Annotated in this window: 17 protein-coding genes and 1 tRNA gene; all 18 read left to right on the forward strand. The window is 42.0% G+C overall.

Annotated elements, in window-relative coordinates:
• Positions 1-11 precede the first annotated feature (11 nt).
• The 18 genes from FAX86_RS09200 to nuoK all read left to right on the forward strand — a co-directional run bounded on the left by FAX86_RS09200 (position 12) and on the right by nuoK (position 14673).
• Positions 12-560, forward strand: a complete 549-nt coding sequence (locus FAX86_RS09200) for a YfiR family protein (protein WP_164503518.1) — start codon at positions 12-14, stop codon at positions 558-560.
• Positions 560-2653 (forward strand): EAL domain-containing protein, encoded by a 2094-nt coding sequence (locus FAX86_RS09205; protein WP_144393030.1) that lies wholly within the window; start codon positions 560-562, stop codon positions 2651-2653. Before FAX86_RS09200 ends, FAX86_RS09205 begins: the two co-directional genes overlap by 1 nt.
• 162 nt (positions 2654-2815) lie before the next feature.
• The gene (tpiA, locus tag FAX86_RS09210; RefSeq protein ID WP_144393031.1) at positions 2816-3568 is read left to right on the forward strand and encodes a triose-phosphate isomerase; all 753 of its coding nucleotides are present in this window, start codon (positions 2816-2818) and stop codon (positions 3566-3568) included.
• A 4-nt stretch (positions 3569-3572) separates the two neighbouring features.
• A complete protein-coding gene (gene secG / locus FAX86_RS09215) occupies positions 3573-4076 on the forward strand; it encodes a preprotein translocase subunit SecG (protein ID WP_144393032.1) in 504 nt (167 codons plus the stop codon).
• A gap of 7 nt (positions 4077-4083) precedes the next feature.
• Positions 4084-4169 (forward strand) — tRNA-Leu (locus tag FAX86_RS09220).
• Between the two features lie 65 nt (positions 4170-4234).
• Positions 4235-4573, forward strand: a complete 339-nt coding sequence (locus tag FAX86_RS09225) for an MGMT family protein (protein WP_205859138.1) — start codon at positions 4235-4237, stop codon at positions 4571-4573.
• An 11-nt stretch (positions 4574-4584) separates the two neighbouring features.
• Positions 4585-5121, forward strand: a complete 537-nt coding sequence (locus FAX86_RS09230) for a retropepsin-like aspartic protease family protein (RefSeq protein WP_144393034.1) — start codon at positions 4585-4587, stop codon at positions 5119-5121.
• Positions 5122-5340: 219 nt separating this feature from the next.
• Positions 5341-5697, forward strand: coding sequence for an NADH-quinone oxidoreductase subunit A (ndhC, locus tag FAX86_RS09235; protein ID WP_144393035.1), 357 nt, complete (start codon positions 5341-5343; stop codon positions 5695-5697).
• Entirely contained in the window at positions 5688-6164 is a 477-nt protein-coding gene (locus tag FAX86_RS09240; RefSeq protein ID WP_144393036.1) for a NuoB/complex I 20 kDa subunit family protein, read from the forward strand. Before ndhC ends, FAX86_RS09240 begins: the two co-directional genes overlap by 10 nt.
• A gap of 8 nt (positions 6165-6172) precedes the next feature.
• Positions 6173-6865 carry an NADH-quinone oxidoreductase subunit C gene (locus FAX86_RS09245; protein ID WP_246128535.1) on the forward strand — a complete coding sequence of 231 codons (693 nt, stop codon included), beginning with the start codon at positions 6173-6175 and terminating at the stop codon, positions 6863-6865.
• On the forward strand, positions 6866-8119 hold the full coding sequence (locus FAX86_RS09250; RefSeq protein WP_144393037.1) for an NADH-quinone oxidoreductase subunit D: 1254 nt from the start codon (positions 6866-6868) through the stop codon (positions 8117-8119).
• Complete coding sequence (locus FAX86_RS09255; protein ID WP_144393038.1) at positions 8119-8646, forward strand: NADH-quinone oxidoreductase subunit NuoE family protein; 528 nt, start codon at positions 8119-8121, stop codon at positions 8644-8646. Before FAX86_RS09250 ends, FAX86_RS09255 begins: the two co-directional genes overlap by 1 nt.
• Positions 8636-9922, forward strand: a complete 1287-nt coding sequence (nuoF, locus tag FAX86_RS09260; protein WP_144393039.1) for an NADH-quinone oxidoreductase subunit NuoF — start codon at positions 8636-8638, stop codon at positions 9920-9922. Before FAX86_RS09255 ends, nuoF begins: the two co-directional genes overlap by 11 nt.
• 37 nt (positions 9923-9959) lie before the next feature.
• Entirely contained in the window at positions 9960-12203 is a 2244-nt protein-coding gene (gene nuoG / locus FAX86_RS09265) for an NADH-quinone oxidoreductase subunit NuoG (protein WP_144393040.1), read from the forward strand.
• On the forward strand, positions 12196-13224 hold the full coding sequence (nuoH, locus tag FAX86_RS09270) for an NADH-quinone oxidoreductase subunit NuoH (RefSeq protein WP_144393041.1): 1029 nt from the start codon (positions 12196-12198) through the stop codon (positions 13222-13224). The genes nuoG and nuoH overlap by 8 nt, the downstream gene beginning before the upstream one ends.
• A 14-nt stretch (positions 13225-13238) precedes the next feature.
• On the forward strand, positions 13239-13733 hold the full coding sequence (gene nuoI / locus FAX86_RS09275) for an NADH-quinone oxidoreductase subunit NuoI (RefSeq protein ID WP_144393042.1): 495 nt from the start codon (positions 13239-13241) through the stop codon (positions 13731-13733).
• A 2-nt stretch (positions 13734-13735) separates the two neighbouring features.
• The gene (locus FAX86_RS09280; RefSeq protein ID WP_246128536.1) at positions 13736-14371 is read left to right on the forward strand and encodes an NADH-quinone oxidoreductase subunit J; all 636 of its coding nucleotides are present in this window, start codon (positions 13736-13738) and stop codon (positions 14369-14371) included.
• Positions 14368-14673 (forward strand): NADH-quinone oxidoreductase subunit NuoK, encoded by a 306-nt coding sequence (nuoK, locus tag FAX86_RS09285; protein WP_144393043.1) that lies wholly within the window; start codon positions 14368-14370, stop codon positions 14671-14673. Before FAX86_RS09280 ends, nuoK begins: the two co-directional genes overlap by 4 nt.
• The last annotated feature ends 2 nt before the right edge of the window (positions 14674-14675 follow it).

Consider the following 14675-nt stretch of genomic DNA (forward strand, 5'->3'; position numbering starts at 1 on the left):
TGTTTAGAGCTGTGAAATGGTTAATGGCGAGCTTTTTCCTAGTCTATTTTGGACTAGGTTTTGCTGTTGAAACGGAGGAGCGCATTCGATCGACCATTCTTCTTCGTCTTCCCGGTGTTATTTATTGGTCTCCCGATTCGGATTTTAATAAAGCCGAAACTCAATATCGGTTGTGCATCTACCGAGACCGAGATTATTTCAATTTTATAAAAGATTTTTTGCGTGACGAAACCGTTAAGGGCATCAAGATCCAATTCATGTTCACTCGAAGTCTCGAGGACTTAAAAAATTGTCATGTTACCTACGTTGGTGAAATTTCAAAAAAGGAGATCGAAAAGGCCATTGAGAACAACCTGTTAAAAGAGACGATTTTTGTGGCGTCGAGTAAATACAGTGCAGAAATGGGATTGCATTTACGTCTTTTTGTTGGTGCTGAAAAAACAGTTGATATTGAAGTTAACCAAAAAGCATTTGCGACCAATGGCAGTGAGCTTAAAGTCGGATTTTTGAAGCACGCCAAAAAGGTTTATGGTGCTGGCGACGTTAAGGGAGATCTTTAATGCGCTGGGGAGCTTCGATTCGATCAAAATTGACGTTAATGATCGCTGGTATTTCGATGATTACCATAAGCATTGGTTTTGTCGTCGTCTCTATAAGCTTCAATCAAAATTTACAAGAGTCTTTAGAAAATGATGCTGTATCTCAAGCCAAGTTACTTGCTGAAAACAGTGTGTCTTACATTAGTTTTAGTCGAGCTAAGCAGGCAGAGACGGAGTTATTGGCGAACACTTCGTTAGGAGCGCCTCACAGCTTGGCGATATTCGAAGGTTTAGGGAATATTTTTGCTAAGGTCGAGTTAGGTGGCGGTTATGTGCACACTACGGATTATCAAAGGCAAGAAGGCGTTATTTGGGAGAATAAATGGCTGCATGTGTATCAGCCCATTAAAGATTCACTTGGCGATCAATTAGGTACTTTATACCTGCGAGTATCGACTGAACCGTTAAATGAAAAACTTTACTCCTTTATTGTAACTCTCCTTATTTTATTGGGGGGCATGGTTATTCTCGCTTATATTTTGGCCAGAACCATGCAGAAGTATATTTCTCAGCCGATTTTGAATCTTGAAAGCATCAGTCACCAAGTGACCAACAGTCAAAATTATGCATTACGGGTTCCTGTCGTGTCGAAAGATGAGATTGGAAAGCTTTCTCGAACATTTAATGACATGCTGGAAACTATTGAGCATCGTCAGCGTGAGCGAGATGCTGCAGAAGAAGCTTTACAATTGAATAAAAGACGACTCGAGCGTGCGGTGAAAGATCTTCAATATCTTGCCAATTACGATTCATTAACCCAACTTCCTAATCGCGCACTTTGTATGGACCGTATCCGGTACGCGCTTAAAAGAGCGAGTCGAACTCGAACTTATGCAGCTGTACTATTTCTCGACTTGGATCACTTTAAAGATGTGAATGACTCTTTGGGCCATGCTGTAGGAGATGAATTGTTAAAAGCGTCAAGTAAACGTTTAAAGGCTCTATTACGTGAAGAAGATACTCTGGCCAGGCTTGGAGGTGATGAATTCGTCATCATTTTGAATGAAGTTGAAGATACCGACGACATTATTACGGTGGTTGAAAAAATTGTGGATGAATTTAATCAGCACTTTAGCCTTTCTAATTATGCGGTTAATTCGACAGTAAGCGTTGGCGTTTGTGTTTATCCCAATGATGGTAATGATGTAGACGAATTAATGAAAGCCGCAGATGCAGCAATGTATAAGGCAAAAGAAGTGGGTCGTAATACTTATGCATTTTATGAGTCTGAAATGAATGAAATGGCATTGCGGCGTCACCGAATTGCAAACGACCTAAGAGTTGCTGTAGAGCGTAACGAGTTGAGCTTAGTTTATCAGCCTCAAGTTGATTTGAGTCTAGGGAAAGTAATTGGGGCTGAAGCATTGCTCCGATGGACTCATCCTGATTTAGGGTTCATTTCTCCCGGAGAATTTGTGCCTATTGCAGAGAGCACTGGGCTAATCCGCTCGATAGGTATGTGGGTTATAGACACTGCATGTGCAGAAGTCGCTAGATGGCGTGATGAAGGATTTGATGGAATGAAAGTTGCCGTTAACTTATCGGCTTTACAATTTCGACAGTCTGATTTACCTGAGTCCATCGCACTATTGCTTAAAAAACATAAATTACCGCCTCATGCTTTGGAGCTAGAAATAACCGAAAGTATGTTGATGAGAGATGTTGAGCAGGCAATCAAAACCTTACAACGGATGAAAAGAATGGGCCTTCAAATAGCCATTGATGATTTTGGTACCGGTTACTCATCATTGAGTTACTTGCGGCGTTTCCCGCTTGATTCTTTGAAAATTGATCGCACATTTATTGATGAGGTTTGTGTTGATCCAGATGATACTGCTATTACTTTGGCTATTTTATCGATGGCTAAGAGTTTGCGGCTTAAAGTGGTCGCAGAAGGCGTGGAAACCACCCAACAGTGGGAGTTTCTGGCAAAACATGAGTGTGATGAAATACAGGGATATTTAATCAGTAAAGGAATCCCTGGTCCTGATTTCTTAAAATTTATTGAACATTTCTCGGCTGAAAAAGTGGCAGCAAATAGTCAGTCTACCTAAGGTGTCATCTGCCCTTGAGAGTGAAAATGCTAGATTTCACTCTTAGAGTCCCAGGTAGGGCTAAAACTCTACGATTATTTCATTTATTTGTTATCTTTCTGCTTGTATCCAATAGCCGTCTTGTGTAACATTTGCGCCCGCTTTGCGATGTGAGGATGGGTTATGAGTCGACGTTCAATAGTTGCTGGAAACTGGAAAATGAATGGTTCTCCAGACAGCATAAAACAGCTGATGGACGCGTTATTAGAACATAACCTGGCCGATTTGAAATGCGACATAATCGTTTGCCCTCCCGCTTTGTTTGTTGAGCGAGTGTTAGGGGTGGCTGGCAACCGAGTCGCTGTTGGCGCGCAAAATGTGAACGAAAACGATAAGGGAGCATTTACAGGCGAAATTTCAGCACAAATGTTGAAGTCAATCGGTTGTAAGTACGCTATAGTCGGGCATTCTGAACGTCGTCAGTTGTTTGCTGAAACTAGCGAACAAGTCGCTTTGAAAGCAAGTGCTCTGTTAGAGCTCGGATTAACTCCTATTCTTTGTGTTGGCGAAACTCTTGAGCAGCGCGAAGGTGGCGAAACGTTATCCGTTGTAAAGTCGCAAATTGATGCTGTTGTGAATCAGTGTGGCATCAAAGCGTTTGAAAGAATCGTTATTGCATACGAGCCTGTTTGGGCGATTGGTACCGGTAAAACGGCATCTCCACAACAAGCTCAAGAAGTACACTCCGCGATTCGGATGGATCTAGCAAAACAAGATAAGTCGATTGCGGAAGGTGTCAGTATTTTATATGGCGGTAGTGTGAAAGCCGACAACGCTGCCGAATTGTTCTCTGAAGCAGATATTGATGGAGGCCTCATTGGTGGTGCCTCCCTTATTGCGGAAGATTTTTATCAGATATGTCGAGCGGCAGGTTAAAATAATGGAAAGTGTATTACTCATCGTATTTTTGGTCGTTGCTCTAGCTCTTGTTGGTGTGATTTTACTTCAACAGGGTAAAGGTGCAGGCATGGGAGCTTCTTTTGGGGCTGGTGCTTCGGGCACTGTTTTTGGTGCGCCAGGTTCGAGCAACGTATTAACCAAAGCAACAACTGTGTTAGCGATTATCTTTTTTGGAATCGCGATGGCATTAGGTTATATCGCAAATGATAGTTCTGTCGTTGCTGAGAAAGATTTGTTTGACGAATTGGAGCAGCAGAAAGAAGCGGTTATCTCTGAAGAGTCATCTAACGAAGAAATCCCAAGTTTAGAAAAACCTGTTGAAGGCGGTTCTGATATTCCAGAAGTTTCAACTCCAGAGCAGAGTGAAGAAACTGGGACTGAAATAGAAGACAAAGCTCCACAGTCTGAAGAGGCGACTACTGAATCAAAGTCCGACGAAACCGAAAGCGGTAATGACGGTAGTGAAGGCGAAAATGGAAATTAAAAGTTTTGCCCAGGTGGTGGAATTGGTAGACACGCTATCTTGAGGGGGTAGTGGCCGTAGGCCGTGCCGGTTCAAGTCCGGCTCTGGGCACCACATTGAAAACCCGGCTTTTCAGCCGGGTTTTTTTATGGCTAAATGAAAGTTTTTCGGTGAGTAAGTTGAGTAACCTATCTGCAAAGCGAATTTTAACGATTGTTAAAAGTATCCCGAAAGGAAGTGTCGCTAGTTATGGGCAGGTGGCTGACTTGGCAGGATTGCCAGGTAGGGCAAGGTTAGTTGGGAAAGTGTTAAAGGAAAATTCCGAGAAAGACTTACCATGGCATCGGGTTATTAGAGCAAGTGGCCAGCTGGCATTCGATGAGGCTTCCACTGTATTCAAGCAGCAAAGGAAATTGCTAGCAAATGACGGTGTGACGGTATGCAATCGACGTGTAGATATGTCACTTTTCCAATGGAAGCCAAGTTTGGAAGAAGTGTTGCATCAACTTCCGTTTTAGTTTGGAGTTATATGAGTAACGAGTTTCCATCAGACCAGAGTGATCCTGCAAAAAAGATTGGTAACAGCATGTGGTTTTTAGCATGGGGAGCTGGTCTTTTTTTACTTTATCTTTTCTTCTCCGACAAAATAGAAAAGCAACGCAATCCCAATCAAAATCCTGAGTCGGTCAGCAGCGAAACCTATACAGAGGTAATATTGAAGCGCAATCGTCAAGGACACTATGTAGTGAGTGGCACTATTAATCGATTTCCAGTTGTTTTCCTTGTTGATACGGGTGCCTCTGGAATTTCTATTCCGGAGGCGGTAGCCAATCAAATTGGGTTGAGGAAAGGCCGGCAATATTCTACTTACACTGCTAATGGAATTGGAGTGGGATACCAAACTAACATTGATTCTTTATCTATTGGTGAGATTCAACTTGGACCGATGCCTGCTGGAATCAATCCAAATATGCCATCCAATCAAATCTTGCTTGGAATGACTGTGCTCAAGCAACTTGAGTTCACTCAACGTGGAAACTTGCTGATACTACGACAGTATCATTGAGGTCCGACGAGTTAAACCGTTCGATATAACTAGCCTAGAAGCATTATTAACTTCTTTATTACGGTTATTCTTTTTTCTATCAATAAAAGTGTGTAGACTGATTTTAAGAAAGCTAAGTCATTGATGAAAATGAACTTATTTATGTTATAAAAAGGTACATACTGGTTTACAAAGCACTTATCTGCAACTAGTCTTAAAGAAAAAAGAGCTGACCACAGCATGTTAGAAAATTACCTGCCGATTCTGGTTTTCATAGTTTTAGGATTAGGTCTTGGTGTTGGCCTAGAGCTAGCAGGGTTTATTTTCGGAAAAAACAAACCAGACGACGCTAAAAACTCCCCTTTTGAATGTGGCTTCGATGCGTTTGAAGACACACGGATGAAGTTCGATGTCCGCTTCTATCTAGTGGCAATTCTATTTATTGTATTTGATCTTGAAATTGCATTTTTATTTCCTTGGGCCGTTGTTTTTAACGAACTGGGCTGGTTTGGTGTAGTCACTATGGCAGTTTTTCTAGTTTTACTGGTTGTTGGCTTCATTTACGAATGGAAAAAAGGAGCGCTTGAATGGGAGTAGAGCAAAACAAAGGCTTTTTTGTGACTTCTGTTGATAGTCTCGTTAATTGGGCGAGGACTGGCAGTATGTGGCCAGTTACTTTTGGACTCGCTTGTTGTGCTGTTGAGATGATGCATGCTGGAGCGTCGCGATATGATTTAGATCGCTTTGGCGTTGTTTTTAGACCATCACCTCGCCAGTCTGATGTGTTAATTGTTGCAGGTACATTAACGAACAAAATGGCCCCAGCACTGCGAAAAGTTTACGATCAAATGCCGGAACCTCGTTGGGTAATCTCAATGGGCTCATGTGCCAACGGGGGAGGCTATTATCACTATTCTTATGCAGTAACTCGTGGTTGCGATAGAGTAATTCCTGTGGATATTTATGTACCCGGTTGTCCTCCAACCGCGGAAGCGTTGATGTATGGAGTTATTCAATTGCAAAATAAAATTAAAAGAACCAATACAATCGCGCGTAAAGCCTAGGAGAATGTGTGGATCCCGAAGCCATTGAACAATGGAAAAATACGGTTCACGAACGCGTCAATGACTTAATTGTCTGTAGTGATTTCAAATTTGGCGAATTAACTGTCGAAGTTGAATCAAAACAGTTAATAGAGCTTTGTCGAAAGTTACGCGATGAAGATGGCCTCCATTTTGAGCAACTTATCGATTTGTGTGGTGTCGACTATTCAACGTACGGCCAAATGGAATGGGAAACCGATGATGCGTCAGGAGGTGGTTTTTCTCGAGGAGTTGAGCCTGAAATTTCTGATAGAGATGTTAATTGGCAAAAACCTCGATTTGCCGTTGTTTATCACTTGCTCTCAATTACTAACGGACATCGCCTCAGAGTTCGATGCTTTGTTCCCGAAAAGACCCTTATTATCCCTTCAGTGACCAGTATTTGGGCTTCGGCAAACTGGTACGAGCGAGAAGCTTTCGACTTATTTGGAATTCGCTTTGAAAATCACGATGATTTAAGAAGATTGTTAACTGACTATGGCTTCTCGGGACATCCATTCCGAAAAGACTTCCCATTAATCGGTCAAGTTGAGTTGCGATACGACGCAACCGAAAAGCGCTGTATTTACGAACCAGTATCGATCGAGCCTCGCGTGCTGGTTCCTCGAGTCATTCGGCATGATGCTCGTTATGTAGAGAATAAAAAAGAGGAGCAGTCTTGAGTGTCTGAAATTCGTAATTACACGATGAACTTTGGACCTGTGCATCCAGCGGCACATGGCGTACTGCGTTTAGTGCTCGAACTTGATGGTGAGGTGGTACAGCGTGCTGATCCTCATATTGGTTTACTGCATCGCGCTACGGAAAAACTCGCAGAAAGCAAACCGTACAATCAAAGCATCGGTTACATGGATCGGCTAGATTACGTGTCGATGATGTGTAATGAACATAGTTATGTTTTAGCCATTGAAAAGCTACTTGGCATTACAGTGCCAAAGCGAGCGAAATATATTCGCGTGTTATTTTCTGAAGTGACACGTATTCTGAATCATCTCCTTTGGTTGGGAGCGCATGGTCTTGATATTGGAGCGATGACTGTCTTTTTATATTGCTTTAGAGATCGCGAGCCACTGATGGATGCTTATGAAGCGGTTTCTGGTGCGCGCATGCATGCGACATATTTTCGACCTGGTGGCGTTTATCGTGATTTACCCGAATCCATGCCAAAGTATGAGTCTTCCCAATGGCGTACGCAAAAAAGTGCTGACGAACTTAATCAAGGTCGTGACGGTTCATTGTTAGATTTTTTATGGGAATTTACTGAATCCTTTCCGAGTCACATTGACGATTATGAAACTCTGTTAACTGACAATCGAATTTGGAAACAAAGGACCGTAGGAATTGGCGTTGTTTCTCCAGAACGCGCTTTTCAACTAGGGTTTTCTGGGCCCATGTTGCGAGGTTCTGGAGTTATATGGGACTTACGTAAAAATCAACCTTACGAAGTTTACAGCGAACTGGACTTCGATATTCCTATTGGCAAAAACGGGGATTGTTACGATCGATATTTAGTTCGAGTTGAAGAAATGCGTCAATCTACACGTATTATTCGTCAATGTATTCAATGGTTACGTGAGAACTCTGGTCCTGTCATTGCGAAAGATTTTAAAGTTGCGCCACCTAGTCGTAAAGAGATGAAAGATGATATGGAAGCATTGATTCATCACTTTAAATTATTCACTGAAGGTTTTTGTGTTCCAGAAGGAGAGGCATACGCTGCTGTTGAACATCCTAAAGGCGAGTTTGGTATTTATTTAATTTCTGATGGCGCAAACAAACCCTATCGAGTAAAAATACGTGCGCCTGGTTTTGCTCATTTAGCGTCAATGGATGAATTGATACGGGGGCATATGTTAGCAGATGTAGTTGCGATGATCGGTACCATGGATATTGTTTTTGGGGAGATCGATCGGTGATGAGTGAGAAAAAACAAATTCGCTTGAAAACACTAGTTTCAAAAGAGGCGATTGATGAAATTGAACATTGGCGCTCAAAATACCCAGCAGAGCGAAAACGCCCCCCAATTATTGCCGCTTTAAAAGTTGTTCAGGCTGAAAATGGAAATTCTTTGAATGATGACTTGATGATGGCATTAGCCGATTATCTTGATGTACCACACATTGCTGTTTTCGAAGTCGCGACGTTTTATACCATGTTTCATTTAAAGCCAGTTGGTGAACATGTTATTTCCGTATGCACTAATTTGTCGTGCATGATGTGCGGATCAAAATCTATTGTTGAACATTTAGAAAAGCGCTTGAAAATTTCTCTTGGTGAAACGACTCATGATGGACGTTTTACTCTGAAAGAAGTGGAGTGTATGGCCGCATGTGCGGGCGCTCCTATGTTGGAAGTAAGTGAAACTTATCATGAAAACTTAACCTTTGAAAAAGTTGACTCCATTTTGGAAGAGCTTGGACTGGAGGTAGCTCATGGCGAATGAGGTTTGTTTTCGAACAATGCATCTCGATGAGCCTTGGACTCTTGAAGCCTATAAAAGCGTTGGCGGATATCAAATTTGGCAAGACATTCTAAAAAATAAAACTCCAGCTAATGAAATTATTGAACAGTTGAAGTTATCAGCATTGCGCGGTCGCGGTGGTGCAGGGTTCCCAACCGGACTGAAATGGAGTTTTATGCCTAGGGGAATGCCCGGGCAAAAATATGTTGTTTGCAATTCTGACGAAGGAGAGCCCGGAACGTTTAAAGACAGAGATATCATGCGGTATAACCCTCACCAACTCATCGAGGGAATGGCCATTGGTGGTTATGTTATGACGGCAACTGTAGGATATAACTATTTACGCGGTGAGTTTTATGAACCTTTTGCTCGGATGGAGCAAGCTCTTAAAGAAGCTTACGACCAAGGATTCTTAGGAAAAAACATATTGGGTTCAGGAGTTGATTTTGATTTATACAATCACCTTGGAGCTGGGGCTTATATATGTGGAGAGGAAACGGCTCTGATAGAGTCACTCGAAGGAAAAAAAGGACAGCCAAGGTTTAAACCTCCTTTTCCGGCAAATTATGGTGTTTTTGGTCGTCCTACAAATATCAACAATACAGAAAGTTATGCTTCTGTGCCGGCCATTTTACAACACGGCGGCCAGTGGTTTTTAGATCTCGGTAAACCAAACAATGGTGGTACAAAAATCTTTTCCGTATCTGGGCATGTCGCTAAGCCTGGAAATTATGAAATCGGACTGGGTACGCCTTTCGTTGAATTGCTGAAAATGTGCGGGGGTATGCGCGGCGAGAAACCTTTAAAAGCGGTGATTCCTGGAGGCTCTTCTTCACCTATTCTAACGGCAGAAATAATGAGTGATATCACTATGGATTACGATGCATTAGGAAAAGCCGGAACGATGTTAGGTTCTGGAGCTGTCATTGTTATTGAAGAAGGTACTTGTATGGTTGAACTTGCGGCTCGGACTGCACATTTTTATTTTGAAGAATCATGCGGTCAGTGTACGCCATGTCGTGAAGGAACCGGATGGATGTCTCGTGTATTGCATCGGATATTAAAAGGACAGGGGCAAATGGAAGATTTGGATAAGCTTTCCGATATTGCCAATAACATTATGGGTCGAACCATTTGTGCTTTAGGTGATGCTGCTGCGATGCCAATGAACGGATTTTTAAAACATTATCGTCATGAGTTCGAGCATATGATTCGTACTGGTCGACGGTGGGTTGATGATCATCAGGAAGCGGCTTAGCTATGAGCGGCTTTCGAATTTTTAAATTGAGGATGGTATGGGAATAGTTCATATCGAAATTGATGGTGTTGCCCTTGAAGCTGAAACAGGTTCGATGATCATCGAAGTTGCTGACGAAGCTGGCATGCACATCCCTCGATTTTGCTATCACAAAAAATTGTCTGTTGCTGCAAATTGTCGCATGTGCCTTGTCGATGTTTCCAATGCACCTAAAGCTTTACCTGCCTGTGCAACGCCTGTTGCTGAAGGTATGAAAGTTTTTACCCAATCAACAAAAGCGAGAATTGCCCAAAAAGCGGTGATGGAGTTTTTATTAATTAATCATCCCCTTGACTGTCCGATATGTGATCAAGGTGGGGAGTGTGAATTGCAAGATGTTGCCATGGGATTTGGTAATGACATTTCTCGGTTTACCGAAGGAAAGCGAGTTGTTAAAGATAAGAATATCGGCCCGTTGATTCAAACGGACATGACTCGATGTATTCATTGCACACGATGTGTCCGTTTTGGTACCGAGGTTGTTGGTATGCGAGAAATGGGGGCGACCGGCCGTGGTGAACACATGGAAATTGGCACTTATATCGAAAAAAGTATTGAATCGGAAGTGTCGGGAAATATTATTGATCTTTGTCCCGTTGGAGCATTGACGGCAAAACCTTCTTTATTTCGTGCTCGTGCGTGGGAAATGCAGTCGTCTCCTTCCATTGCTCCGCATGATTGTCTAGGAACCAATATAGATATTCATCATCGACGAGGAGAAGTTATACGAGTAGTTCCGCGAGAGAATGAAAGTATTAACGAAGTTTGGATAAGCGATCGCGATCGATTTTCATATCAGGCCTTAAATGAAAGTAAACGATTGACACAACCTAAAATAAAAAAGAATGATCGATGGGAAGAGTGTGACTGGGAAACTGCGCTTACTTTCCTTGTTGATAATTTAAGTGCGATCAAAATAGAGCATGGTCCTGATGCAATTGGTGCACTAGCTTCTCCTTCATGCACACTCGAAGAATTTTATTTGCTGCAAAAATTAATGAGAGGAATCGGTACGAATAATATCGATCATCGTTTACGACAAGTTGATTTTTCTGTGCAATACGAAGATCCCATTTATCCGGGAATGGAGTTTAGTATTGATAAGCTCGAAGATATGGATGCAACGTTTTTAGTCGGTGCTGATTTACGACGAGAACAACCTCTTTTGGCATTTCGTCTGCGAAAGTCAACTCGCTATGGGCGTGTTATGGCTGTTCAATGTTTGGAAACTCATGATAATTACCGAGTATCACCTGAGATAAGAGTTTCTTCGGGTGAGTTAGTTGGTGAGTTGCAAGGAATTGTTGCTGCCTTGATAGAGCAATCGAGCGAGCCTGTGAGTGCGAAGCTTACGGAACTTTTTGAATCTGTTACACCCAGTGACGATCAGAGAACAATCGCTTCCGAGTTACGAATCAACGAAAATGCTTGTGTCATTGTGGGACAAACGGCATTAGAGCACACTCACAGCGGTCACATCCGTTGGTTAGCAAGGCAGGTCAGCGAGCTTTCCAGAGCGGAATACGGAGAGTTGACTCATGGCGCAAATACTGCAGGTGCTTATATTGCAGGAGCGCTTCCGCATCGTTTACCTGCTGCTGAAGAAAGTAACGTTTGTGGCTGGAATACGCAGCAAATGTTGCAAAAAGGATTGACTGGTTATTTGTTATGCCATACTGAACCAGAACTTGACTCCAGTTATCGTGATGCTGCACGAGCTTCATTATTAAAATCACAGTTTGTTGCTTGTTTAACGCCTTTTGCTGACGGTGAGTTTAATGACTATGCCAATGTGCTTTTACCCGTTGCAGCGTTTTCAGAAACATCTGGAACCTTCGTTAACGTTTGTGGTGAATGGCAAAGTTTTAGTGCTGCCGTCGGGGCTAAAGGTGAGGCTCGTCCCGCATGGAAAGTGTTGCGAGTGTTAGGAAATTTATTTGAGATTGAAGGTTTCGATTACACTTCATCGCTTGAAATTAAAAATACAGTCGCTGATAAATACAATAGTACGACAAGTGCTCGTGTTGGCCATCTTTCTATGCCAGAACAGCTTGAGTCTGGCGGAGAAATCCCTAAACCACTTTCAATTTACGATATAGATTCGATAACCAGACGAGCTCAATGTTTGCAGCAAACGGTTTACGGTTTGACAAACTGGCGTCGTGATCAAATAAAACGATTATCTGAAAATCCCACAGCACTATCTGAAGCCAGCGGAACAAAGGAGTCAGTTGATGTTTGAATGGATTGAAGAGCTATTGTGGATTTTGGCTAAGATCGGGGCTATTTTAGTTCCGTTGATTTTGGCGGTTGCTTATACCACATACGCCGAACGAAAAGTCATTGGCTATATGCAGTTAAGACGAGGACCTAATCGAGTCGGTCCTCGCGGATTGTTGCAACCCTTCGCTGATGTTATCAAACTTTTAATGAAAGAAATTGTTTTACCAACAGGTGCATCAAAAACGCTATTCATTCTCGGTCCTATTTTATTTATTGGACCCTCTTTTGCTGCCTGGGCTGTCATTCCATTTGATGCCGATCTAGTACTTGCAGACATTAATGCCGGGTTGATTTATTTGTTGGCAATGACATCAATTGGTGTTTACGGAATTATTATTGCGGGTTGGGCGTCAAATTCCAAGTATGCTTTTTTAGGGGCAATTCGGTCAGCCTCGCAGGTCATTTCTTATGAAATTGCGATGGGTATTTCGCTGGTCGGCGTTTTAATGTGTGCCAATAGTATGAATCTTGGTGATATTGTTTTGGCTCAATCGGGGAATTTATTTACATGGTATTGGTTGCCTCTTTTTCCTCTTTTAGTTGTGTTTTGGATTTCTGGCGTTGCCGAAACCAACCGTGCACCCTTTGATTTACCAGAGGGAGAATCTGAAATTGTGGCGGGGTTTCATGTTGAATATGCAGGAATGGCCTTTGCCTTATTTTTCTTAGCTGAATATGCCAATATGATTTTAGTGTCATGTTTAACAGCGATTATGTTTTTTGGTGGCTGGCTTTCTCCTTTTCAAGGTATTCCTGTATTAGATGGTTTGACTCAATGGATACCTGGAACTTTCTGGTTACTTCTCAAAACAGGCGTGTTTTTATTTGGATTGCTATGGCTGAGAGCAACGTTCCCTCGTTTTCGATATGATCAAATCATGCGTCTCGGATGGAAAATTTTCATTCCAGTCACTTTAGTTTGGATTGCAGTGCTAGCCATTTGGATAAAATCGCAAGTCTGGCCATTTGGTGGTGGATAATTAGTGAGATTGTTATGGCTCGCAGGTTAAAACAGTTTTTTGACACATTTCTTCTGGTTGAGCTTATTAAAGGACTCGCTGTAACGGGGCGTCACTTTTTTAAATCAAAAGTGACTGTGTTATACCCGGAAGAAAAGACACCGCAATCGCCACGATTTAGAGGATTGCATGCGTTAAGACGTTATCCAAATGGTGAGGAGCGATGCATTGCTTGTAAGTTATGTGAAGCGGTTTGTCCTGCACTAGCGATAACCATTGAGGCTGGACCTCGAGAAGATGATGGGTCGCGACGAACAACCAAGTATGAGATTGATTTATTTAAATGCATTTATTGCGGCTTTTGTGAAGAATCATGTCCCGTTGATTCAATTGTTGAAACTCGAGTATTCGATTATCACTTTGAGAAAAGAGGCGAGCATATTATGACAAAAGCTAAGTTGTTGGCGATTGGTGACAAACTTGAACCTCAAATAGCAGCTGATCGGGCTGCTGATGAAAAGTATCGATAATAATGGAAATAAATTTCGAACAAATTGTTTTCTATGGCTTCTCTGCGCTACTGATCTTATCTGCATTGATGGTCATTCTAGTTAAAAATAGTGTTAAAGCTGTTTTGTTTTTAGTTTTGAGTTTTTTCTCAACGGCTGGCTTGTGGATGTTATTGCAGGCGGAGTTTTTAGCTATCGCGTTAGTGCTTGTGTACGTCGGAGCCGTAATGGTTCTATTTTTATTTGTTGTCATGATGCTTGACGTAAGAGTAGCAGCAGCAAGACATCGATTTACTCGCTTATTGCCGCTTGCCATTTTTATTGCAGCGGGTTTTCTCTACTTATTGCATTGGATCATTGGTGAACATCACTTCGGCTCTGACGTTATGCCTCCTCCTTCAAATGTTGAAGAGGGATACAGTAATGTTCGAGAACTAGGAAAAATGTTATATACGGACTACTTTCTACCATTTGAATTAGCAGCAGTTATTTTGTTGGTAGCGATGATCGCAGCAATCAGTTTGACCTTTCGTGGTAAGCGCAGTCGAAAAAGTCAAAACATTGATAAGCAAGTGCGCGTTACCAAAGCTGAGCGCTTGAAAATAATTTCTTATGATACGCCGCAAGAAAAAGATAAATCGAAGGAGGCTTCATCGTGATTCAGTTATCTGATTATTTGACCGTTGCTGCTATTTTATTTGCGATAAGCGTTGCTGGAATTATTATCAATCGAAAAAATGTCATTACTTTATTGATGTGCCTGGAGCTAATGCTTTTATCTGTGAATATCAACTTTATTGCATTCAGTCGATATTTGAATGATTTGCAAGGTCAGATATTTGTCTTTTTTATTCTAACTGTCGCTGCGGCAGAAGCTGCAATCGGATTGGCTATTTTAGTTGCACTTTTCCGAAACCGAACAACGATTGATGTGGAAGAGCTCAATCGGTTAAAGGGGTAAAT

The sequence above is a fragment of the Pleionea sediminis genome, from assembly GCF_007570825.1.
Classification (GTDB): Bacteria; Pseudomonadota; Gammaproteobacteria; order Enterobacterales; family Kangiellaceae; genus Pleionea; species Pleionea sediminis.